Annotated in this window: 18 protein-coding genes and 2 pseudogenes; 7 read left to right on the forward strand and 13 right to left on the reverse strand. The window is 51.8% G+C overall.

Annotated elements, in window-relative coordinates; translation table 11 throughout:
- Positions 1-8 precede the first annotated feature (8 nt).
- The gene (locus C7W93_RS13150; RefSeq protein ID WP_108440679.1) at positions 9-1418 is read right to left on the reverse strand and encodes an FAD-binding oxidoreductase; all 1410 of its coding nucleotides are present in this window, start codon (positions 1416-1418) and stop codon (positions 9-11) included.
- Between the two features lie 9 nt (positions 1419-1427).
- Positions 1428-2405, reverse strand: coding sequence for a DUF1338 domain-containing protein (locus C7W93_RS13155; RefSeq protein ID WP_108442104.1), 978 nt, complete (start codon positions 2403-2405; stop codon positions 1428-1430).
- 268 nt (positions 2406-2673) lie between these two features.
- Here C7W93_RS13155 and C7W93_RS13160 point away from each other — a divergent pair, with 268 nt between their 5' ends.
- Positions 2674-3570, forward strand: coding sequence for a LysR family transcriptional regulator (locus C7W93_RS13160; protein WP_108440680.1), 897 nt, complete (start codon positions 2674-2676; stop codon positions 3568-3570).
- A 75-nt stretch (positions 3571-3645) separates the two neighbouring features.
- Here C7W93_RS13160 and C7W93_RS13165 read toward each other — a convergent pair.
- Positions 3646-5331, reverse strand: a pseudogene (locus C7W93_RS13165) (AMP-binding protein).
- 276 nt (positions 5332-5607) lie between these two features.
- Here C7W93_RS13165 and C7W93_RS13170 point away from each other — a divergent pair.
- Complete coding sequence (locus C7W93_RS13170) at positions 5608-6051, forward strand: nuclear transport factor 2 family protein (RefSeq protein WP_108440681.1); 444 nt, start codon at positions 5608-5610, stop codon at positions 6049-6051.
- Between the two features lie 606 nt (positions 6052-6657).
- Positions 6658-6915, forward strand: a complete 258-nt coding sequence (locus C7W93_RS13175) for a hypothetical protein (RefSeq protein ID WP_108440682.1) — start codon at positions 6658-6660, stop codon at positions 6913-6915.
- 33 nt (positions 6916-6948) lie between these two features.
- On the opposite strand, the gene C7W93_RS24625 is transcribed toward C7W93_RS13175, so the two are convergent.
- Positions 6949-7113, reverse strand: coding sequence for a hypothetical protein (locus C7W93_RS24625; protein ID WP_161539932.1), 165 nt, complete (start codon positions 7111-7113; stop codon positions 6949-6951).
- 176 nt (positions 7114-7289) lie between these two features.
- On the opposite strand from C7W93_RS24625, the gene C7W93_RS13180 reads away from it, so the two are divergent.
- Complete coding sequence (locus C7W93_RS13180) at positions 7290-8531, forward strand: glutamate carboxypeptidase (protein WP_108440683.1); 1242 nt, start codon at positions 7290-7292, stop codon at positions 8529-8531.
- 146 nt (positions 8532-8677) lie between these two features.
- Here C7W93_RS13180 and C7W93_RS13185 read toward each other — a convergent pair whose 3' ends face one another.
- The 3 genes from C7W93_RS13185 to C7W93_RS13195 form a co-directional block, all read right to left on the reverse strand.
- Positions 8678-11227, reverse strand: a complete 2550-nt coding sequence (locus C7W93_RS13185) for a TonB-dependent receptor (protein WP_108440684.1) — start codon at positions 11225-11227, stop codon at positions 8678-8680.
- Between the two features lie 444 nt (positions 11228-11671).
- A complete protein-coding gene (locus tag C7W93_RS13190) occupies positions 11672-12346 on the reverse strand; it encodes a glutathione S-transferase family protein (RefSeq protein WP_108440685.1) in 675 nt (224 codons plus the stop codon).
- A 196-nt stretch (positions 12347-12542) separates the two neighbouring features.
- Positions 12543-13760 carry an ABC transporter substrate-binding protein gene (locus tag C7W93_RS13195; RefSeq protein ID WP_370446453.1) on the reverse strand — a complete coding sequence of 406 codons (1218 nt, stop codon included), beginning with the start codon at positions 13758-13760 and terminating at the stop codon, positions 12543-12545.
- Positions 13761-13954: 194 nt separating this feature from the next.
- Between C7W93_RS13195 and C7W93_RS13200 the strand changes: the two genes are divergently transcribed.
- Positions 13955-14680 carry a TetR/AcrR family transcriptional regulator gene (locus C7W93_RS13200; RefSeq protein ID WP_108440686.1) on the forward strand — a complete coding sequence of 242 codons (726 nt, stop codon included), beginning with the start codon at positions 13955-13957 and terminating at the stop codon, positions 14678-14680.
- 26 nt (positions 14681-14706) lie between these two features.
- Entirely contained in the window at positions 14707-16332 is a 1626-nt protein-coding gene (locus C7W93_RS13205) for an acyl-CoA synthetase (RefSeq protein ID WP_108440687.1), read from the forward strand.
- 412 nt (positions 16333-16744) lie between these two features.
- Here C7W93_RS13205 and C7W93_RS13210 read toward each other — a convergent pair whose 3' ends face one another.
- Together C7W93_RS13210 and C7W93_RS13215 are read right to left on the reverse strand one after the other, a co-directional pair.
- Complete coding sequence (locus tag C7W93_RS13210) at positions 16745-17074, reverse strand: CzcE family metal-binding protein (RefSeq protein ID WP_108440688.1); 330 nt, start codon at positions 17072-17074, stop codon at positions 16745-16747.
- Between the two features lie 515 nt (positions 17075-17589).
- Positions 17590-17985: pseudogene (locus C7W93_RS13215) on the reverse strand (enoyl-CoA hydratase-related protein); the annotation flags it as partial.
- Positions 17986-17994: 9 nt separating this feature from the next.
- On the opposite strand from C7W93_RS13215, the gene C7W93_RS25080 reads away from it, so the two are divergent.
- Positions 17995-18531, forward strand: a complete 537-nt coding sequence (locus C7W93_RS25080; protein ID WP_108440689.1) for a porin — start codon at positions 17995-17997, stop codon at positions 18529-18531.
- A gap of 584 nt (positions 18532-19115) precedes the next feature.
- Here the strand turns inward: C7W93_RS25080 and C7W93_RS13225 are convergent.
- From C7W93_RS13225 to C7W93_RS13240, 4 genes are all read right to left on the reverse strand, one after another.
- Positions 19116-19850, reverse strand: coding sequence for an aspartate/glutamate racemase family protein (locus C7W93_RS13225; protein ID WP_108440690.1), 735 nt, complete (start codon positions 19848-19850; stop codon positions 19116-19118).
- 140 nt (positions 19851-19990) lie between these two features.
- A complete protein-coding gene (locus tag C7W93_RS13230) occupies positions 19991-20719 on the reverse strand; it encodes an amino acid ABC transporter ATP-binding protein (protein ID WP_108440691.1) in 729 nt (242 codons plus the stop codon).
- Positions 20716-21378, reverse strand: coding sequence for an amino acid ABC transporter permease (locus C7W93_RS13235; protein ID WP_108440692.1), 663 nt, complete (start codon positions 21376-21378; stop codon positions 20716-20718). The genes C7W93_RS13230 and C7W93_RS13235 overlap by 4 nt, the downstream gene beginning before the upstream one ends.
- Before the next feature lie 74 nt (positions 21379-21452).
- Positions 21453-22211, reverse strand: a complete 759-nt coding sequence (locus C7W93_RS13240; RefSeq protein WP_108440693.1) for an ABC transporter substrate-binding protein — start codon at positions 22209-22211, stop codon at positions 21453-21455.
- Between the last annotated feature and the right edge of the window lie 6 nt (positions 22212-22217).

Here is a 22217-nt window from a genome sequence, read left to right on the forward strand (position 1 = left end):
TCCTTTCATTAATCGAAGTGCACATTGCCGCAATGAATGCCCGGCATCAATATGCGTTCGATTGCGCCCGTGATTTGCCGAACTCCGTGTGGCGTATATTTTTCATAGAAAAGGCGGTTATAGGGACCGATGCCATGCTCCGCGCTATAGCTTCCAGAAAATTCTTGAACGACCTTATCAAGAATCGCCGACCGCAAAATAGCAATGGCTTCGGCTGTAAGCGCACCGGGTCCGGTTTTAGGTGCTACCAGGTTATAGTGCAATCCGCCATCCGCGACATGCCCAAAATCACACACGCGAACACTTGGATAATGTTGCGCCAGCCAGGCATGGCCCCATGCGCGAAAATCTGCAAAATATCGACGTGGCAGACTGACGTCAAACGCAATGACTTTGCCTTCGTGCCGCAGTGCATCGCTAATGCCATGCCGTATGCGCCACAACGCCTCTTCATCACCAAAAATTGCATCCTCAATTACTTCGTTTTCCAGCATTTCGCCTAGCCATTCTTCCAGCAAAGTCGTTAAAGACAGCGTGGCATGCGATAGGCTGGACACCAGCTCCACCAATACAACGTATGACGGAACGATGCCGTCAGAAAATGGATTCCGTACTGAGGGGATATGGCGGAATACCGCTTCCATCGCTGCCTGAGACATCCCTTCAACCGATGCCGTAAACTCTGGGAAATCACGTTCCAGCGCAGCAAGCAAAGACATCAATGATGCGGCGGAAGTTGGCACGACAAGGGCTGTTGCCCGTTGTGCCGGAAGTGGATGCAAGCGCACGGTCGCACGCAACACCACGCCCAATGCGCCGCCGGTTCCGCATAACAAATGCTTCAACTCGACGCCGGTATTATTTTTTCTTAGTGGCGTCCCAAAAGTAAGTGGCATGGCCCCACCAATCGGCAACCAGGCATCCACCGAACATAAGTTAGCACGCACATCGCCATACTTAATCAGGCGGGCACCGCCAGTATTGGTCGCAATCATGCCGCCGATACTTGGATCAGCACCCAAATCGATAGGAAAAAACAGGCCATGTTTTTCGGCCGCCTCATTGAGTTCTGACAGACGCACACCCGCTGTAACGGTGGCTGTACGCTCAATCGGATCGATTAAAACTGGCTCTTTTAGCCGATTCAGACTCAGTACGAACTGTTTACCACCCTCATCCGGCGTCGAGCCAGCGACCAGCCCTGTGTTCGCACCTTGCAAAACAAAAGATGCGCCATATTGATGAAGCGCAGCGAGTGTCGCTATCGCTTGTTCCACGCTGCGCGGTTGCAGCACCGCTTGCGCCTGCCCGATGCCATAACGAGCGCCTTCCACAAACGGTGCACAGTCTTGCGAATCCTCCAATATGCCGATTGGTCCTAGTACCGACTGCAAAGTGCGCAATAAATCGTGATTCATCCAATTTCCCTAGCAGGCGGCCTGATCAGCCGCAGTCATTTGAAAAATTGCCGTCGCGTTACCACTATCAAACCCTAATTCCAGCACGTTAGACTCGCCATCCCGATCAATCCGGTCACGCGAAATAAACTCATAGAATGAACCCGGTACGCGTCGCACGATGCAGCCTTTTTCTGTCGCGAATACACGCTCGACTTCAGCGGCGCGAAATGCCGTTTGACGCACGGTGCCACGGGCGCTGACCTCGACTTTGGCTTTGATTGAGCGCCCCAGAGCGCGTTGCTCCTCCGCCAGCGCAAATACATCCGGCACCCGATCAGTCACATGATTGAATGCATTGCCTTCGGTCGCAATCCAGGCCATTTCTTGCGATTCTTTCAGCAGAATTTCATAGTCCGGAAGCGAAGGCACCCCGTGCTGCCGTGAAAAACACCGCAACAGGGCTGGCAATAGAGCGACAGCCTCATCAAACGACAAAGAATGTGCTTGTTCAAGTTTTTTCAACAGCGCCAGATCATCGGAGCCGAGTGGATCAATCGAACTTTCTAACACGCGCGCGGCGGCCGCCTGAAATTCTGTCGAAAACTGATCCACATGCAATTCGCTGACAAAGAACTGCGGCATTTCTTCGCGCATATCCTCATGAAAATAAGCGCGTCCGGTCATCTTTATCCGTGGAAGTGGATAGATATCATTAAGACAATAACCCAGCGGTTTTAACACCCGTGTTAGAGCGATCTCACCAGCAGGCAGCGCTCCCAAGGCTGAAATAAGGACAGTACGCACCGCTCCATGATCAAAAAAAACCTTCCCATCGTTGCGCGCAACATCTTCTACATAAGCATTGCCCTCCGGAACCCGTTTAATCAAATCCAGGAACAACAACATGTTCATCGCAAAAGCAATGTGAGAGCGAGAAACCTCACCCGGCACGCTCGCGCCATCGGCAATACCGCTTATTTGGGCCGGTATAACCATTAAACGCATGAGACGCACGCTCTCGCTATGCCCTACGCAAGCAGTCAGCAGCCGCTCAAGAATGCTGGTGTGAGGATCGATATGATGCACGCTATGTGTTTTCATTTGATTGAAGTATTGACTCGCCAAGGAGCTGTTAAGAAGGAGATAACAACGATTATCAATAGCGTCAAAAATCGCGACAAGCGACATTTTTTTCAAACGATATTCCATTTTGGAATGCCATATCGATAGAGAAAGCAGTAAGATCATTATTTCTAGACTCACCACCCACTTTATGAGACGTAACTTCCCCTCTTTGTCGGCTCTGATTGCGTTCGAAGTAGTTTATCGGCTGCAAAGCATCAGCGCTGCAGCCATCGAGTTATCGCTGACGCAAAGTGCGGTAAGTAAAAAAATGCTGGCATTGGAAGATTTCTTCCAGCAACCCCTGTTCGAACGCCATTCTTTCGGCTTAAACCGCACCATTGCGGCAGAACTATTATGGGCGCGCCTTCCCCGCTGTCTGGACGAGCTAGAAGGCGTCATGCTAGAGGTATTGGCATCGCGGCACGGCGGCGGCGTGCTGAATTTGTCCGTCATTCCCACCTTTGCAACCAAATGGCTGATGCCACGATTACCGAGATTAAAGGATGCTTATCCCGATCTCACCATCAATCTCTCAATCCAAATTGATCGATTCGAATTCACCGGCAGCGGACAAGACGCAGGCATTGTGTTCGGACAGCCTGACTTATGGCCGCACTGCGAACATCATTTAATCGCTGAAGAACGCCAGGTCGTTGTATGCAGTCCCGATTTCATCAAGCGCAATAAACGTCCAAAACGCCCGCAAGACATTGCCAATTTCACGTTGATTCATTCAACATCCCGACCCTACGCATGGCCTCACTGGTTTGAAAACCATGACATCGCGATAACTACCGATATTCCCGGACCACGTTTTGAATTGTTTTCTATGGCAGCTGAAGCAGCAAAGGCAGGCATCGGCGTCGCCTTGCTGCCAGAGATGTTCGTCAGCGACGAATTGAAGCGCCGCTCGTTAATCAAACTTTTCCCGTCAGAAAAACAGGTTGATGGCGCTTATTACTTTGTTTATCCACATCGCAAGGCGACGATCCCCGGTCTTATCTCCTTCCAGCATTGGTTACTTGCTGAAGCGAACATCGCCTAGGCGCGGATTTGTATCTATTTAGTTGTCAGCAACACCGCAAGCAATGCTGCTGACATCGATGCATACCGCTTGCGATCAGGAAGTACTCTTTTTAAAATCATCCTCCCAATACTCATCCGCATGCCGTTGCGTCAAATCGCGCCCCTCCTCAAGATGCTTCAGTTCAGCGCGACGAATTTTTCCCGATAGTGTTTTAGGCAGCGCCTTAAACTCAATCCGCCGCACGCGCTTATAAGGGGCCAAATTGTCACGGGCATAACCGAGAATCGCCTGCGCCAACGCCGCACTCGGTGCCACGCCATCGCGCAAGGTCACAAAAGCCTTCGGCACGGCCAGCCGCTCCTGATCGGGGCTGGGCACCACTGCCGCCTCCAATACGTCGGGATGCTCTAGCAAAATACTTTCCAGCTCAAACGGACTGATGCGATAGTCCGACGCCTTAAACACGTCATCGGCACGCCCCACAAAAGTCAAATAACCATCGCTATCAAGGCTAGCAATATCCCCGGTGCGCTAATGCCCATCGGTCATTGCCTCTGCCGTGCGCGCGGGATCATCCGTATAACCGGTCATCAAACCCAGTGGACGCGGATTTAGCACGATCGCAATTTCACCCTGCTCGGCCAGACGTCCATCAGTATCCAGCAATGCGATCTGATAGCCCGGCAAAGGTCGGCCGACCGATCCAGTCTTGACCATTTGCCCCGGCGTATTGCCTATCTGCGCGGTGGTTTCGGTCTGACCATACCCATCGCGAATCGTGATGTTCCACGCTGTTTGCACTTTCGAGATAACCTCTGGATTCAGCGGCTCGCCTGCGCCGACAATCTCGCGCAAACTCACCGGATAACTCGCCAAATCGTGCTGGATCAACATGCGCCACACAGTCGGCGGTGCACACAGCGTAGTGACTTTATATTTGACCAAGGTCGCCAGAATATCAGCCGCATCAAAGCGCACTTGATTGCGAATAAACACCGCAGCGCCAGCATTCCACGGTGCAAACACACAACTCCAGGCATGTTTTGCCCAACCCGGCGAACTGATATTTAGGTGAATATCGCCGGGACGCAAACCAATCCAATACATCGTCGACAAATGGCCGACCGGATAGCTGGCATGGGAATGTTCGACCAATTTCGGCAGACTAGCGGTGCCGGAAGTAAAGTATCGCAGCAGCGGGGCATCGGATTGATGAAACGTCTCAGACAAACTGGCGGAACATTGATAACCGTCCTCATACTGCGTCCAACCCGCCTGAGAAAATCCCACCGCAATCCGACTGAAATCGCCAGTCACACTATCGAATTTTGTGCTTTCTGCCTGACTGATAATTACATGGCGAATCCCGCCACGCACAATCCGCTCCTGCAAATCGCGCGCGGTCAGCAGCGGCGTTGCCGGAATTAAAGTAACGCCAATTTTCATGCAGGCCAGCATGATTTCCCATAGCGGCACCACGTTGCCCAGCACCATCAACGCACAGTCCCCAGCCCGGAATCCCTGCTGTAAAAAGAAGTTAGCAATCTGATTTGACCGCTGTGACATTTCCTGAAACGAAAGTTTCTCTTCGTGCTCGTCTTCGTCGACTATCCATAACGCAGTCGCTGAATTGTTTATCGCCATATGATCGAAGTAGTCGACAGCCCAGTTAAAGCGCGTCAGCTCCGGCCAGACAAAATCACGTACCGCCGTTGCATAGTCTTCTCGATGCTGAAAAAGGAAATCGCGTGCAGTCATAAATTTTTCCAACTCTGACATGTTCTGCTCCTGATAATTTGTATTGTTTTTTATTAATCGCAAACCGTCTTTGCCGAGAAACTTCACTCTTCAAACGGCCAGCGCTGCCTCTGTTGCATTTAACTAAATTATCGAACAACTTACACCACAAAATCGACGTACTGATGGCTTTGCTCACAGCCTTGAATTGAGATTGACTTGGATCGCCACGCGCACTAAAACCTATTATGCAACGTCCTGAAACGCGCAGGACTTTTGTCCGGCAGCAGTTCGTTGCTCACTGTAAAGGAGAGTGCGATGAGCAGCCAAGAAAACAAGCAATTGGTCATGCAGGGATACCAAATGTTCAAAAACAAGGATATCAAAGGATTACTGACGTTATATACAGATGATATCGAATGGATCGGAACCGAATCTGAATATATACCGTTCTTAGGCACATACAAAGGTAAGAAGCAGGTAGAACAGTTTTTCATGACAATGGAGCAAGCGCAAGAAGCTATTCAGTTCGAGCCGCAAGTGTTTATTGCTGAAGATGACAAGGTGGTTGTGACTGGGCAAGCGATATGGTTAGTGAAGGCTACCGGTCAGCGGTATGAAAACCCTTGGGTGCATGTGTTTACGATTAGAGATAAAAAAATAGCGCGATTCCAGCAATATAACAATACGGCAGCAGCAGAGGCTGCGTACAAGCCTTCACAGACTTCCTCGCGGCAGCAAAAGCCGTCGGTGCATCATTAACACAATTAGCGTTTTGTGCAACCCACGCGTAGCAAGCGAATTGCCTGCGCGATCAATAGCGTTTATAGCTTGGCGTCCCTGAAAAAGAGGGATCTGGTTTAGAAGCCTGAATGCAAAAAAGGGCAAGCCGGTTGCTACGGTTTGTCCGAGCACCCCGGCGCGCTCCCAGCAGGAGTAAGCGCCGCCGGTGTAAAGACGCCCAACTGCCGTTTTATTTTTTTTTGCAAACTAGAAAAGTTCGCAAAAATGTCCAATTTATTCTACAAATCCAATTTATCTTCTAAAGCCATACCTCCGGCGTTAGACGATCAAGCAGTATTAACATATTGAAAAATATTTCTACTATTTATTGCCTTTACTTTAACGTATTACCGTACAAGCAAGCCAATGAAATTGGTGGGGGTCCGAAATACTCGCTCGTTGTGCAGCGCGTCATCGATCAGCTCAATTTCTCTTCAAATTGGCCCCTCATAATTTGACGCATATTAATCCGTTAATTTAGGCAAAATAAAGCCGTCGATTCTCTCCGAGCAGGCATGAAACGCGGCCCGAGTTGCCAGTGCGTTACGATTGCAGTTCTCACACAACAATCTACAAAGGGATTCCATGACCAAAACTTCCGACTTAGACCTTCCTATTTTCTGTGAAAAGGTCATTGCTATGGAGGTGCTACTTCAAGTTATGTGCACTAATCTTTCGCAAAAACAGTCGGCCATGATTCTCGAACGTATCCAGCAATACAAAGAGCACGCTATCTCAGTGGCATCAGAAGAAGAGGTCCCAGTCATCAGTAAGGTGTTCAGTCAACTGTCAAACTTCGAAGAAATCCTTGCAAGGTTTCCGCCAAAACCTTTGCTGCATTAAGTGACCTGAAATTGGTTTAATTTGATGTGACGTTTATATAGAGGTCAGCACGCCGCCACCATCATGCATCTGAGTTATTGCATCATTAAGACCTAGGCATTCAGCTGCTAAATCGATTTGCGTCACCTCACCAAACGCAAATATTTGAAAAGCCAAATGACAAAGTCCTTCAGTGATTTTTTCATTCTGGTGCTGCATTCATTTCGCGCGCACTAGATTTCCTTAACCGAGCCGGGGCGACAGATTCTGCTTAGTCATTAAGCAGCGCTCCGACGATGGCTCTCAGCACAGTATTTTCGGCCGTCATTTGCTGCTATAGTCCGTGGCACGGTCATCGACCTGCCCTCTTTAATCAATAATTCCACGAGAGACTCATGAAGAAAAAAAACCTGATATCGCTGGTTGTCGCCTTGTGCTGCACCACTTCCGCCATTTCCTTTGCACAGACTGTCCAGCCTGACCGTGCCTTGCTAGAGGCCGCGCAAAAGCGCAAGGAGGTCTTGGTCAAGGACCTGGCGACGCTGGTCAACATCGATTCTGGCACCGACGATGCCAAGGGGTTGATGCAAGTTGAAGCCGTGCTGGCTCAGCGCCTGAAGGACGTTGGTGCCAGTGTCGAGATCGTCTCCGCACCACCGGCTGCGGGCAAGATGGTGATCGGTAAACTGCAAGGCACTGGCACCAAGAACATCATGCTGATGATCCATTACGATACCGTATTTGGTATCGGCGAAGCGGCCAAACGCCCCTTCAAGATCACTGGTAATAAGGCCTACGGTCCGGGTGTGGCCGATGCCAAGGGCGGTGCGCTGCTGATCGTCTATGCACTGGATATTGCACGCGAACGCGGCTTCAAGAACTACAAAACGCTGACCGTGCTATTCAATCCCGACGAAGAAAAAAGCTCGCTCGGCTCACGTGACATGATCACCAAACTGTCGTCCGAACAAGACTATGTATTAGTGTTTGAACCTCCTGAAGCTGACGTAGTAACGGTTGCCACCAACGGCATCGCTTACGTCCATCTTGACGTCAAGGGTCGCGCATCGCACGCTGGCTCGGCACCGGAAGCCGGTCGCAACGCCGCCGTCGAATTGTCCAATCAGATTATCCAGCTAAAAGATTTGGGCAGCACGGCCAAGGGAACGACCGTCAACTGGACCGTGATTCAGGCCGGTGACCGCGTCAATATCATTCCTGAAAAAGCCAGCGCCACCGCTGACATGCGTATGTCCGACGTTAGCGAAATCCAGCGCGTGCAGGCCGATGCCGACAAGATCGTCTTGAAGAAGCTGATCCCCGAAACTGAAGTCCGCGTTAAGGTAGAAAATCGCCGTCCACCGTTTAGCAAGAACGCCGACAGCGATCATCTGGCAGCCACTGCTGATAGTATTTATAAGGAACTCGGCAAGTCGATCACGCCAGTCTCCATGCGCTACGGCACCGACGCTGGTTTCGCCTATAACCCCAAGACCGGCAAGCCGATAGTGCTGGATGGCATGGGCATCGTTGGCGACCGCATTCACTCATCGGATGAATGGGCCGATCTGGACAGCGTGGTGCCGCGCTTATACCTGACGGTGCGCATGATGGAAGCGATGGCTAAAGGAAAATAGACGTCTTCGCGTAAAACATCGAAAAAAACGGGCCATGCTGGCCCGTTTTTTTTGTTAGCGGTACAACCTGCTTCGCGTGGTGTCGGTGCAAAGACTTTACAGGCGACGACTGCAATTTAGAACAGTCGCCGCCATTTTCTCCCGCTTTAGTTCAGCTTGTCGAAGTCGTAACGCAGGGCAATCCAAAACAGCCGGGGCGCACCCGGTGCGAAGAAAGTGGATTGACGCACCGCATAACCAGCCGCATTGGAACCGCCGAACGGCCGCGCACTAACATTACCGTTAGCATCGAAACCCGTCGGTCCCAACTGAGCCGCCGTATCGTAGCGCGAGTCGAACACATTATTGACCTGCGCCATGATCTGCAATTGCGGCGTCACACGGTAAGCGCCACCCAGATTGAAGATCGCATAACCGGCGCTGCGTCCCGGACCGAGATAATACTTGCCATCCGGCTGGTGCTGGCCGTTTTCATTACCACGTGCCAACGAACCGGCCACTGCTACCATACCGGCGCTCATTGTCAGTGCTGGCGAAAATGCATAATCAGCAAACAGTTTGAGCATCTGACGCGGGATCAGCGGGATCTTGTCGCCGGGCTTGATATTGATATTGCCTTCCTGCCCCGGACTGCCAGCCTGCGCCAGCGTGTTGCTGCTGTTGCCAGTGCCGTTGACAGTTTCGGCACTTTGGTACGTCGCATCGAGGAAGGTATATTGGCCGCCGATATCCAGATTTCCGAGCTTTTTGTTCAAACCCAGTTCAATACCCTGGCGTTTGGTCTGGCCGAAATTCTTGAAATAACCGTAACCGGATTGATTGTCGGCCACAAACAAAATGTCATCCTTATTGCGCGCACTAAACACTCCGGCATTCCATTGCAGCGTTTTGCCGATAGAACCCCGAACACCGGCTTCGATGGTGCGCGTCACCACCTGATTGAGCGGCGGATCGCTAGCCATGGCATTCGGCAATTTACACGGTTGATCCGGGTTGGCACAACCGAGTTCAATCGCCGTCGGTGCCCGGCTGCTTTCGCTGTAACCGCCATACAGATTGAGATTGGGAATCGGGCTGTAAGTCAGGCCAATGGCCGGATTAAAACGCGCGTACCGATGATTGCCGCTGAGTGAAGCCGGATCGCCATCGGAATGAATCTGATCGCTGTTTTTGATCGACGTGGTGTTGTAGCGGCCAGACAAGGTCAGATGCCATTTCTCGGCAAAAGTCATGGTGTCGCTGGCGAATGCGCTCCAGGTTGCGATCCGCCCCGACAAATTGACCCGGGTGTCGAAAGGCACGCCATCGACATTACCGCCGGTGATGCCATCGCCATACGAATTGATGCCGGTGACACTGCGGTCGGGATTGATGTAACCCAGTTGCGAGGATTGTTTGAAGTTGACGCGACTGCCGTCATACGCGCCACCGACGACCAGTTGATTGCGTTGGCCCAACACATCGCCAAGCCAGTTCGCCTGCGCCGAAATACCGTAGTTCTGTTGCGTAGTTTCAGTACGATTGATCAGGCCTGTACATTTCTCGCCGGGCTCATCGTTGAGCACGCCCTGCGCAATACAACGCCAGTAAGGAAACGGTGTATTGGCGGCATTCATGGTCCCGGTCGGAAAGCCGGTATAGCCAGCTTTCGTCAGCGCCGTACGTTCAGCCGCGCTGAGTTGGTAGAGCGACTGATCCAGCGCGCCTTCATTGATATCGCCGTTCAGCGTTGAGGTATGGATGTCGCGGTAATACACATTACCCGACAACATCAGATTGTCATTGACGCTATGGGTAGCCGCCAGATTAAACATGGTCGAACGGTTTTGCGTTTGATCCGGTTTGGTATAGACACTGGCGCGGTCGCGTGCCAGAAACGTCTGTTCCTGCAAGCCGTTGCCTGTCATATCATTGTCGGCATGGGCCATGCTCAGTTTCAGTGTGGTGTTGGCATTATGCCAGCCCAGCTTGCCAAAAATCTGGCGTGCATCGGACGGCGAATCATTACGCCAGCCATCCTCCTTAAACAGGTTGCCAGTGACATACCAATCCAGCGCATCGTTAGAACCGCCATGTTCAAATTCGACCGCGCGGCGGGAATTGCTGCCCAGCGTGGTTTGCAGTGAAGTACCGGGATTAGCGCGTCCATCCTTGGTTTGTACCGATAACGCCCCCCCGAGCGTATTCAGGCCAAACAATGGATTGGAACCGGGCATCAGGCTCATCGAAGAAATCGCCGTACGCGGAATCAAATCCCAACTGACCACGTCGCCGAACGGCTGATTCATGCGCACGCCATCGACATACACCGATAGTCCTTGCTGCGTCCCCAGCAAAGGCGAAGCGGTATAACCGCGATAGCTGACATCCATCTGAAATGGATTGCCCTGCATTTCATTGACATACACACTGCCGAGGCGGCGATTCATGAAATCGGCAAGATCCAGCACCCCACTACGCTCGATATCCTTGCTGGTGGCGGTTTGCACCGGTGCTGCAATTTCATTGAGCGGCTGGCCAATGCCGGGCAATGGCGTAGCGCCGACCACCTGGACCGTTGGCAATTCAGTGGTTGTGGCTTGGTTTTGCGCCTCGGCCGACAACGATACTGCAGCGCCAAGACTCAACGTCAGTTGCAAAGCAGCAGCAGCCAGCGGCCGTCGCTGCGTCCCCGGCAGGATAGTGGATTGATACATTGTGTCTCCCTATATTTTTTAGAAATGCATTCAGCTTGAAGCAATATGTTTGCCAACAGCAAGAAACATAAGGTCGCACGCCGTTACAGCGAAATACGCGAGTCTGAATCAACTTAAATAATACGGCTGCGACTGTTCCATTTACGACCACGACTGTTCCGTTTTTTAACAATATCCCTAAATGGAACAATCGAATCAACGAGAGTGGCTGCGCTGGCAGATAGACGTCGACCGGTTAGCAGCTAAGTATTTTTAGTGTTTTCGGAGTCCCGCATTAAGCAGTGAACGGACATTCGTGCGCGTGATATGCGCGCAAGACTGTCTCCGGCCGCGCCATTAAGATCCGAGCCAACGCCCATTCTTTGTCGCATGGCGATTCGTAGAACGGCAACCTCCGGTTTGATTCACTTCTTGCCCATCTCCATTTTATTCAACGCCTGGAAATCAAACGGAAGCACGGACGTCCGGTGCCGGCACGGTAGAAATCCCCTGCGCCAAAGCCGCCCGTTCCTGGGAATCTATCGCGCGCCGGAAGCCTTCGCGTTCGCGCAGGCGATGCCAATAGGCTAATACGGCGGGCGTAAAGCGGTCTGTCAGGCCAAGATGCTGTGCCAGAAGGAGCGCGTATCCCACCGAGACATCGGCCGCAGTAAATCGGCCTGCGGTCAGGTAATCGCTGCGCGCAAGTACACTCTCGAGGCTGCGCAGCCGTGACAAAAACCACTTTGTATAATCTTCAGCGACATGGAGCGCCTGACGATCACCTGTTTCAAAATGGGTATAGCGCAGGATCAGCGTCTGGGGAAACGTTAGCGTCGCTTCGCCAAAATGCAGATAATTCAGATAAGCCGCGTAGCCGACTTCATGAGGCGCCACATCGAGTAAGGTGCCTGGTACCCGTGACGCCAGATATTGACAGATCGCGGCTGACTCAGTCATTCGCGCATCCCCGTCCAGTAGTGTTGGCACCGTACCCAGTGGGTTGACCTCAAGATAGCTCCTGAGCGTAACGCGTGGTGGAAACGGCAGCATTTTCAACTCGTATGGCAGACCCAGTTCTTCGAGCATCCATAAAGGACGGAAGGAACGAGCACTCATGCAATGGTAAAGAATCATCATGTCGGACATCCTATAGTGATTACGTACTGCTGGTATGGCGGAAGTACGCATGATGCCTGATGGGCAGGTTGCCCCCTCTTCCATCCATACGACGGGTGCTTCGGTCATGCGTACCCTCAACTTCAGCCCGATTTAGATAGAAACAGGGTGTGTCGGCAAGCAGCGCATGGGGGCGATGCCAGGTAGCCGGTTACCCCTATTTCCAGATCGCGCACTTCGATTCCGACTTGCTGGTAAAAGCTTGCTCCGCTGGCACACGCTCGACGACTCTGAGGTAATCCCAGGGATATTTGGATTCGCCCGGTGTCTTGACCTGCATGAGGAACATGTCATACATCACGCGACCATCAGGCCGGATGGTCGCATGTTTCAGGTACATGTCATTGATAGGATTTTTCTTCATTTGCGCGATAACCCTGTCACCGTCGTCGGTACCCGCCTGCTTGACCGCTGCGAGGTAATGCATGGTGGCAGAATAGCCCGCGGCCTGATTACCCGTCGGCATTTTCTTCATCACTTCAAAATAACGTCGTGACCACTTGCGTGAAGCTTCATCCTGATCCCAGTACCAGTTGTCACTCAGATACATGCCTTGAGTCAGCCCCAGACCGAGGGAATGAATATCGGTGACGAACATGACCATGCCAGCAAGCTTCATGGTTTTATTCAGTCCAAAATCATTGGCCGCCTTGATCGCGTTAATCGTGTCGGTCGTGGCATTCGCCAGACCAAGAATCTGTGCTTTAGACGCCTGCGCCTGCATGATGAAAGACGAGAAATCCGACGTGTTCAGCGGATGCCGAATACTCCCCACCACTGTGCCACCTGCCTGCTTGATGACCTTGGTGGTATCCGCCTCCAGCGACTGGCCGAACGCATAGTCTGCCGTCAGAAAATACCAGGTTTTGCCGCCCTGCTTGACCACTGCTGAACCCGTAGCCCGGGCCATGGCGACGGTGTCGTAGCCGTAATGAATAGTATAGGGATTACAGTCTTCGTTGGTCAATCGTGCCGTGCCGGTAGCGATGACGATGAACGGTTTCTTCTTTTCGTTAGCGACTTTTGCAATGGCAAGATCAGCTGCCGAGCTGGCACCCGACATCAATATGTCGACACCTCCCCGGTCAAGCCACTCGCGCGCCTTGACCGCAGCAATATCGGCCTTATTCTGATGATCGCTAACGATCAATTCAATTTTCTTGCCATCGAGCTGTCCACCAAAGTCAGCGATGGCCATTTTGATGGCTTCCACGTGGCCCTTGCCCGAAATGTCTGAAAACACCCCCGACATATCCGTGATCAGGCCAATCCGGATAACGTTATCGGAAATTTGCGCCATCACCGGGCTCATCACGCATGCTGTCACCGCGGCGGCGATGAAACGGACCACCTGCGTCATCGTTACTGTTCCCATGTTTTGTCTCCTCTTTGGTATCAAATTATGCCGATATAGTTTTCTATTCGTGCTTATTTTAAGTATTACTCAAAGTAATTATTGGGTCAATCTCTGCAATTGTTATCTAATAAATCCCATGATATTATCATTCGCACCTACTTGCTAAAAATAATATTTAAGTATTACTCAACAAATATTACACAACAAATTCCATGACCAAATTATTGTCGATCAATGCCCGAAGGGAAGCACTTTCACCAAAGTCACAACGGCGCGCTGAAGAAATTTTAGGCACGGCAAGAGAAGTATTTTCTGAGCAGGGCTACGAGAAGACGACCACACTGGAAATTGCGCAGCGCCTGGGAATTTCGGAAGCCACAGTCTTCACGTATTTTGATAGCAAGCGCGATCTTTGCATGCAGGTCATCAGTGACTGGTACGACGAAATCAGTAAGGAGCTAGAAGAGGAGTTGCCCCATATTCAAGGCACGCGCGTGCAGCTGCGATACATTGTGCACAAGCATCTGAATGCACTGATGCGAGATGGGCAGGGTCTCTGCGCCCTTGTGCTGACAGAGGGGCGCATTCCGAATACCGAATTTTCCGATCTATTGACCCGATTGCAGCGCCGCTACACGGCACCGCTGATGACCGTACTGTCGGCGGGCCAGCAGGCAGGGGAAATCCGCGCTGATATCTCCCTGCGCATGTTGCGCAACATGGTGTATGGATCGATGGAGCACATGATGTGGAAATACATCATCAGCGGCGAGACGCCGGAGCTTGAGGCGAATGCGCACGAACTGACCGCGTTATTGTGGAGCGCCTTTGCCCCGCCTCGGCCGGACGTCGAGGCGCTGCTTCAGCTGAAAATAGAACTCTTTGCAGCCGTAAATCGTTTTAACATTGCATCAGAAAATCACAAAAAAGATGGCTAACTCAGCGCCCGAATCAGGAGACCAGCATGCTCACACAACAGCAGACTTATGCCGAAGTACAAACCCGTTTCAAATGGGAAGTGCCAGAACGCTTTAACATTGCAGTCGCAGCGTGCGACCGGTGGGCCGATGGCTCCGGACGGCGCGCGATTATCGTCGAGGATCGCGACGGCAATGTCACCACGTACAGCTACGATCAGCTGAAAACCCTATCGAACCAGCTTGCCCGACATTGGCATTCGCAAGGCGTCATCAAAGGTGATCGCATCGGCATCTTTGCGCCGCAATGCGTGGAAATCGTTATCGCACATATGGCGGCTTATAAGTTGGGGGCCATTGCCCTTCCTTTATTTTATCTGTTTGGTCCCGAAGCCCTGCACTTTCGGCTGGGCGACAGTGGCGCCACCATCCTGGTGACCGATAGCGACGGTGCCAAAAAAATCAGAGAGATTCGTCCGGATCTGAACTCCCTACGCAACGTGTATTGCATAGATCGTCACACTGCGGAGGATGGCTGCCTGCCGTTCTGGGAAAGTTTTGATGGCGAACCGGACATATTCACGCCACTGGATACGTTAGCAGAAGACCCTGCAGTCATCATTTACACCTCAGGGACCACCGGCAAACCCAAGGGAGCGTTGCATGCTCATCGCGTGTTACTCGGGCATCTTCCTGGCGTAGAAATGTCGCATGATTTTTTCCCACAAGAGGGAGACCTGATGTGGACGCCCGCCGATTGGGCGTGGATAGGCGGCTTGCTCGATGTATTGATGCCGTCGCTTTACCATGGCGTGCCGGTCCTGGCGCGACGCTTTGAGAAATTCGATCCTTCTGCTGTCTTCGCCCTGATCGCAAAGCACAAGGTCCGGAATATTTTTTTCCCACCGACGGCGCTCAAAATGTTGCGATCAGCAACCAATCCCGGCAAGCAATGGCCATTTTCATTACGATCGGTGGCCAGTGGTGGCGAATCGCTCGGCGACGAACTCATTACCTGGGGGCAAAAAACATTAGGCGTCACGATTAATGAATTTTACGGACAAACCGAGTGCAACATAGTGGTCTCCGGGTGTGCGAGTCTGTTTGCCAGAAGGTCCGGCGCCATAGGATACGCCGTGCCCGGTCACGACGTCGCAATTGTTGACGATGCCGGTATACCGGTCAGCGCAGGCGTTACCGGAAATATCGCCATCAAGTCACCCGACCCTGTGATGTTTCTGGGATATTGGAACAATCCAACTGCCACAGCGGAAAAATTTGCCGGTGACTATCTGCTCACCGGAGACCTTGGTGAAATGGATCTCGACGGCTACATACGGTATGTCGGTCGGGACGACGATGTCATCACCAGCTCCGGTTATCGGATCGGTCCGGGGCCGATTGAGGAATGCCTGCTATCTCACCCTTCGGTCAAAATGGCGGCAGTCATCGGCAAAAAAGACGCCCATCGTACTGAGATCGTCAAAGCGTTCATCGTGCTGACCGATGGCTTTACGCCTTCCGACCAGCTTGTTGCGGAAATTCAGCACTTCGTACGCACCCGCCTGGCTGCACATGAATATCCACGCGAAATCAGTTTTATCGACGCATTGCCAGCCACGGTGACGGGGAAAATCATGCGACGCAGCTTGCGCGACCTGGAAAATCCTTAAAGAGCCATACGGCTGCGCTGATTTCTTTCCATCGGCCAGTACGAAGCCTTATTGATCGGCTCGTTGTGTGCCTGCATTGAACGATGAGGAAGTTAAGCAGGATTCTGCGCTAGCTTTCGCGAAGAAAAACGGTACATCAGGATCAGGTAAGCGGAGGCTTGTCTGGTTAGCGGAGATAGAACTCCGCTATGCTTGCACCCAACTTCGTAATTAATTTATGTCGTTCCTTGTGCGAGTGGCACTTAAAATTCTTCGAATGAGCTTAGAGAACCGCGCATTCATTCGCTTAACAGCAATGTGCCCTCAATGCGAACGCATCAAGGGCACACTGTTTAGAATTTCGTCGAAGGATATCGACGAACGAAAAAATTACCAAATCAAGGACTAAGAAGTTACTACCGCCAGTATTCAATCAAGGCACGTATGTGGGATTGGGCGTGACATAGGCGACTACTTCGTGATCAAGTACATTTGCTGGTACGATGCGATTCAAGTCGAATGAGGTCACTTGGAGCGCGCCATCAAAATTCCACCCAAAAGTTTTATCCCCTGCAACAAATCTGACGCGTTCGCCACCGGTTACGTTCACGAATTTGGTACTTGGAGTAATAACGATTGTCCTGGTGGCTGCTGATGCCGGCATCGCGTCCCCCAGCAGATCAATCCTCGGTAAAGAACCGGCAAAAGCCGAAATGCTACCGCTTAACAGAGCAATAACAGCTATCAATTGTTTGGCGTTCATTTTGATTCCCTAATTAGAGTGGTAGAAGTCTCCGGACTTCACTGCGCTAGTCCGACCTATAAAGTAGCAATTTATAAATGCTATTTGACAAGTTGAAGTTTAATTGTTGCGCTCAAAGTTATAAAGAGCAATGTATGCAACACACTATTTCTTAAATAGAAATAATATAACCTTAGGGTAATAACCGTAATTGTAGCTTCGGCGCGATAACAATCAATCACAATTGGGTGGCCAAAATGGGATAAGCGCTCGCGCAACCCCGTACCAAACTGGCCGCTAGCGCCGAGCCGGGCCTCCCTTGGCATACCGCTACTCAGGGCACTGACTCCGGGTCAGCCAGTCCACCAATCACGTCCCTTGCGATAAAACAACCTTTATGCGGCGAACTGAACTCAGCTTCCCTGATATTGCACAGCTCAGTGAGCATGCAATGTGATCAATCTTCGTTCTGCGCTTCGAAGCCCATTTTATTAAGTTGGATTATTCTCTGCACGCCAAAATGCTGGCGATCGTTATCAATCCCGATCCTGTTTGCCGCGCAACGTGACAAAATCCGGTGAGCGCTTGGAAATGAAGGTAGTTATGCCTTCGGCTGCTTCTGGGTCGCCCTGCGACTCAACCATGTACTGCACTTCCAGATTAGTCCCGTAGGCATGCCGACATAAAGACTTGATGCGTGCACTTGCGCGCGCCGGTCCTGCACCCAAACGCGCCGCCAAGACGACCGCCTCGGCCACAGCGCCGCCATGATCTGTGAGCCGATTGACCGCGCCCATTGCATGTAAGCGCTCGCCTGTGATGCGGTCACCGGTGAGGCACAGTTCGGTCAGAATCTGCCGTGAGACGAACTCCGCCAGGAAAGCTGTGGCACCGCCGTCTGGTGTCAGCCCTACCTTCACGTAGGCCACCGCCTGGCGCACATGAATCTGAGTAATGCCGGTACTACTGCCAGCGGCTCCATCACGCCAACTGATGCTAATTTCCTGGCTCGACAACAAAAGACCTTCGGTGCGGGCATCAATTACGCGATTGGTGCGGCGACGCTTGGGTTCGTATATAGCAACACCAATCTGACCAATCCAACGGGTGGCAACGCGTACATCGGCTCGTTTGCACCATCAGTTGGCACATTGACTTCGCTCAAGTTCAGCAATTACGAAATCAATGCCAAGTATAATTTCACACCAATGTTTTACATCGGCGCGATGTACACCTACACCCAAGGCAAGTACGATACGACGGTCGGCAATGCCAAACCAAAATGGTCGAGCCTTGGTTTGATGGCCGATTACAACTTCTCCAAACGGACGGACGTTTATCTGCAAACTCTTTACCAAAAAGTCGGCGGCGATCTGATCGGATCGTCACTTGATCAAGCCTACATTCCTGGTTCTGCCGGGAGTTCGGACAATGACAAGCAAGTTGTTATCCGCCTAGCGATGCGCCACAAGTTCTAAGCAACAACCGGATAGTGCAGGTTGCCGCACCACTTGAATCCGGTGCGACAATTTGCGATTTTTCCGTGTAGTAGCAATAGCGAGACGTGCCTGGGAGAATCCCAGATTTTTCCCATTCGTAGTTGAATGGGAATTTTTTATGGTGCGCCCGGGTAGTGTCAACTTCTCGAAATGAAAGCCTAAAATGGCTTTTAACCGGATGTGATCGTGCCGAATCGCATCCAATGTTACGCACTGCCGGAATGATCGACATAACTTGCTTCTTGTCACTCTGAAAATAGCCAAAATACTGGTCGAACAATTTTATCAATCTGTTGAGTATAGCTAGCAAGTTCAGAAATAAGAAAATATGCGTATATTTTTAGATGATGAACGTGCAAAACCAGAAAGGATTGATTCGAACGTATTGACCTGATGAGGTTATTGCTTTGCCGCAGGCGGGCGGGGTGACTGAACTCTTGCCCATGATCTTGGGGATGATAGACGCGGTACTGGTTACGACGTCATAGTCTGGGGTATCGGCTTCACATTTCCCCTTCGCGATTTGACAATGCCGTTTGGGGGAAATTTACATCCGCAGCAATCTAACGAGGCATGATTCCGCGATACGGCTGGCGGTTGACCGTGGCGGCCACCATGTTGGTAAGAGTGGCAAGATCAAACACCGCTAATCCGGTCTCCTCCTGAATGCGATGTGCGAACGGCGGCATGTCTGTGCACTCCAGTACGATGGCGCCGACGTCTGGGTTGTCGCGCGCAAGTGCCACTGCGACTGCCACCACCTCATCCTCCAGCTTTTGCAAATCGAGTGTGTTGCGCCGTCCTTCAATGATGACTTCGACGAATTCCGGTTGTGCATCCATCCCTACAATGCAGACGGGAGTCTGGTCGGCCCGCACCGCCTGCAGATGCGCAAGTGTCAGACTTTCCTTGTGGGCAGTGATCACTCCCACTTTTTGCTGTGGCCGCAGCATCTGATGCACCAGCGGCACCTGGAGCAGGCTGGACATGAAAACCGGTATGTTCACCGCGTCGGCCAATTCCCGCTGATACAGCGCAAGAAAACCACAGCTACCGGTGATTGCGCGCACGCCTTCCGCTTCCAGTTCGCGCGCTGCGTCGATGAAAAGTTGGAGCTGCGCGGCGCTGGGTTCGCGTAACAGCTTCTTGACGGTGACACCCTTGATTGACTTGTATAAGATCGGGAAACCGAAGCCGCTGGCGTTCTTGATATGTCCAGGAGGCTTTGCATAATATGCCTCGAGACCCAATACTCCGATCGGGATGCCATACGTGTTGAATCCGCCTTGGTGCAACATGTTTGTGTTCCTTATTAAATGACTAAATGAAGGCGTGGCCGCATCGGCCCCGCCTGTATGTAACCGCTGCAGCTAAAGCCGCAGCGCTTTTGTGTCATGCTTTTTGCCCGATGGTGCCGTTGAAGCTTACGCACCTAAATCTAGTGATGCCCAACCCGGCGCAGGAAATCCTGCATACGCTCGTTGCTTGGGTTGCTCAAGATTTCCCGCGAAGGTCCCTGTTCCAAGATACGGCCTTTTTCCAGGAAAAGGGTGCGGTCGGATACTGCTTTTGCAAAGGCCATTTCGTGCGTCACGATAACCATGGTCATGCCGTCCTGGGCCAGAGACTTGATGACATCCAGGACTTCTCCCACCAGCTCCGGATCAAGCGCCGAGGTAGGCTCGTCAAACAAAATCGCTTCCGGCTCCATGGCCAGTGCGCGGGCGATTGCCACGCGCTGCTGTTGGCCGCCCGACAACTGGGCTGGATAAGCGTTGTACTTATCAGCCAAGCCAACGCGGTCGAGTAACTCACGGCCAAAAGCGCGGGCGCGATCAGGCGCGATGTGCTTGACGAAGATGGGGCCTTCGACAACGTTCTCCAGCACGGTTCTATGCGGGAATAAATTAAATCGCTGGAATACCATGCTGACTTGGCGCCGGATGTCGTGGATGCTGGGCGACTTGCTATCAACCTTGATGCCATCAACGGTAATTAATCCGCCGTCATAGGCTTCAAGTCCATTGATGCAGCGCAGCACGGTGGATTTACCCGACCCGGAAGGTCCGATCAGACAAACTATTTCGCCCTTTTTGATTTCGGTGGTAACACCAGGCAATACCAGATTTTTGCCGAAAGACTTGGTGATGTTATCTATTTTGATCATTTTTTTGCCTTGTTATATTTACGCTCAAGCCATCCAGCCAACGCCATCAAAGGCAGGCTAAGGCATAGATACAACAACGCGACAAGCGTAAATACAGTTGCATTCTTGAACGAAGACGAGGCCACGAGCTTGGCCTGCATCGACAGTTCGACCACCGTAATAACAGAAGCCTGCGACGAATCTTTTAATAACATGACCATGTTATTGCTATAAGGAGGCAGCGCGATTTTGAACGCTTGCGGCAAGATCACCCTCCGCATCATCAATATCCGGCTCATGCCGAGCGAATTGGCGGCTTCAATCTGTCCGACGTCAATTGCCTCGATACCTGACCGGAACACTTCTGCCATATAGGCGGAATAAGCGATGCCTAGACCAAACGCGCCGGCCTGGAATGCACTCATCTGGATGCCCATTTCGGGTAAAACGAAATACACGTAAAACAGCAGTACGATGATAGGAATGCCGCGAATCAAATTGGTGACAATCCTGGCCCCATTAGCCAGCCAGGAAATTCCGGAGACCCGCAACATGGCCCAGAAAAGACCGAGCAAGGACGCGATCACCAATGCACTGATGGTAATCGCGATGGTCATCCAGACCCCTTCCAGCAGAATCGGTACGAAGGTCACCGAATCCGAGAAAAAACCTGTAAACATAAATTCTTTCCTTTATAGAGTTCCCGATCCCGCCGCATGCAATAAATTGGCGGAAGCGGTCAAAGCGTTACGGATCAAATGATCTTCCATTTTTTCAGAATCGCATCCAGTGTGCCATTCGCCTTGATTTTAGCGATGCCGCGGTTGACGTTAGCCAGCAGCTCCTTGTCGCCTTTGCGCACAGCGATGGCAATGCGGATTTGTATCTGCTTCTGGTAGGTTTTTGGAACGCGTACGCCTTTGGCACCGGAATTTTCTATGTTATAGAGCATCACCGGACCGTCGCCGACCGCAACATCGATGCGCCCGATGGCAACGTCCCTGATCATGTCGGGCATGGTGTCGTACATCTTGAGTTCTTTGATGCCAGCGACACTCTTCATCGGCTCTACCGTGACGGTGCCGGTTTGTACGCCGACCACTTTGCCCTTCAAGTCGCTGGTGTTTTTGTACTCGGTGTTGTCTTTGGCGTTAACGACTAATTCTTCACCGTAGGTAAATAGCACGTCCGAAAAGTCGACCACCTCGGCGCGTTGCGGAGTGATGGCAAAGGCAGAGCTAATCATGTCGATTTTCTTAGTCTGCAGCGACGGAATTAACGCATTGAAAGGAGTCGGCAGTACTTCGGCGGTGAAGCCCAGTTCCTTTCCCAGCGCACTGGTGATGTCAACCATGGCCCCTTGCAACGAATTGGTTTTAGTGTCCAGAAAATTAAACGGCACGGCAGTCGGCGTTGCACCGACCATCATTACCTTGTTTGGCTGGGCGAGGCCAGACAGCGCAGACACTGCAAGTCCCGTGCAGATGAGGACTTTCAAAAGTGAGGTTTTCATGTTGTC

The sequence above is a fragment of the Glaciimonas sp. PCH181 genome (assembly GCF_003056055.1).
Classification (GTDB): Bacteria; Pseudomonadota; Gammaproteobacteria; order Burkholderiales; family Burkholderiaceae_D; genus Glaciimonas.

What these genes read in the sequence shown, in the direction of transcription:
- C7W93_RS13150 (WP_108440679.1), bottom strand. Translation starts at nt 1,418, where the DNA reads ATGAATCACGATTTATTGCGCACTTTGCAGTCGGTACTAGGACCAATC.
- C7W93_RS13155 (WP_108442104.1), bottom strand. Translation starts at nt 2,405, where the DNA reads ATGCGTTTAATGGTTATACCGGCCCAAATAAGCGGTATTGCCGATGGC.
- C7W93_RS13160 (WP_108440680.1), top strand. Translation starts at nt 2,674, where the DNA reads ATGAGACGTAACTTCCCCTCTTTGTCGGCTCTGATTGCGTTCGAAGTA.
- C7W93_RS13170 (WP_108440681.1), top strand. Translation starts at nt 5,608, where the DNA reads ATGAGCAGCCAAGAAAACAAGCAATTGGTCATGCAGGGATACCAAATG.
- C7W93_RS13175 (WP_108440682.1), top strand. Translation starts at nt 6,658, where the DNA reads ATGACCAAAACTTCCGACTTAGACCTTCCTATTTTCTGTGAAAAGGTC.
- C7W93_RS24625 (WP_161539932.1), bottom strand. Translation starts at nt 7,113, where the DNA reads ATGCAGCACCAGAATGAAAAAATCACTGAAGGACTTTGTCATTTGGCT.
- C7W93_RS13180 (WP_108440683.1), top strand. Translation starts at nt 7,290, where the DNA reads ATGAAGAAAAAAAACCTGATATCGCTGGTTGTCGCCTTGTGCTGCACC.
- C7W93_RS13185 (WP_108440684.1), bottom strand. Translation starts at nt 11,227, where the DNA reads ATGTATCAATCCACTATCCTGCCGGGGACGCAGCGACGGCCGCTGGCT.
- C7W93_RS13190 (WP_108440685.1), bottom strand. Translation starts at nt 12,346, where the DNA reads ATGATGATTCTTTACCATTGCATGAGTGCTCGTTCCTTCCGTCCTTTA.
- C7W93_RS13195 (WP_370446453.1), bottom strand. Translation starts at nt 13,760, where the DNA reads ATGGGAACAGTAACGATGACGCAGGTGGTCCGTTTCATCGCCGCCGCG.
- C7W93_RS13200 (WP_108440686.1), top strand. Translation starts at nt 13,955, where the DNA reads ATGACCAAATTATTGTCGATCAATGCCCGAAGGGAAGCACTTTCACCA.
- C7W93_RS13205 (WP_108440687.1), top strand. Translation starts at nt 14,707, where the DNA reads ATGCTCACACAACAGCAGACTTATGCCGAAGTACAAACCCGTTTCAAA.
- C7W93_RS13210 (WP_108440688.1), bottom strand. Translation starts at nt 17,074, where the DNA reads ATGAACGCCAAACAATTGATAGCTGTTATTGCTCTGTTAAGCGGTAGC.
- C7W93_RS25080 (WP_108440689.1), top strand. Translation starts at nt 17,995, where the DNA reads ATGAATCTGAGTAATGCCGGTACTACTGCCAGCGGCTCCATCACGCCA.
- C7W93_RS13225 (WP_108440690.1), bottom strand. Translation starts at nt 19,850, where the DNA reads ATGTTGCACCAAGGCGGATTCAACACGTATGGCATCCCGATCGGAGTA.
- C7W93_RS13230 (WP_108440691.1), bottom strand. Translation starts at nt 20,719, where the DNA reads ATGATCAAAATAGATAACATCACCAAGTCTTTCGGCAAAAATCTGGTA.
- C7W93_RS13235 (WP_108440692.1), bottom strand. Translation starts at nt 21,378, where the DNA reads ATGTTTACAGGTTTTTTCTCGGATTCGGTGACCTTCGTACCGATTCTG.
- C7W93_RS13240 (WP_108440693.1), bottom strand. Translation starts at nt 22,211, where the DNA reads ATGAAAACCTCACTTTTGAAAGTCCTCATCTGCACGGGACTTGCAGTG.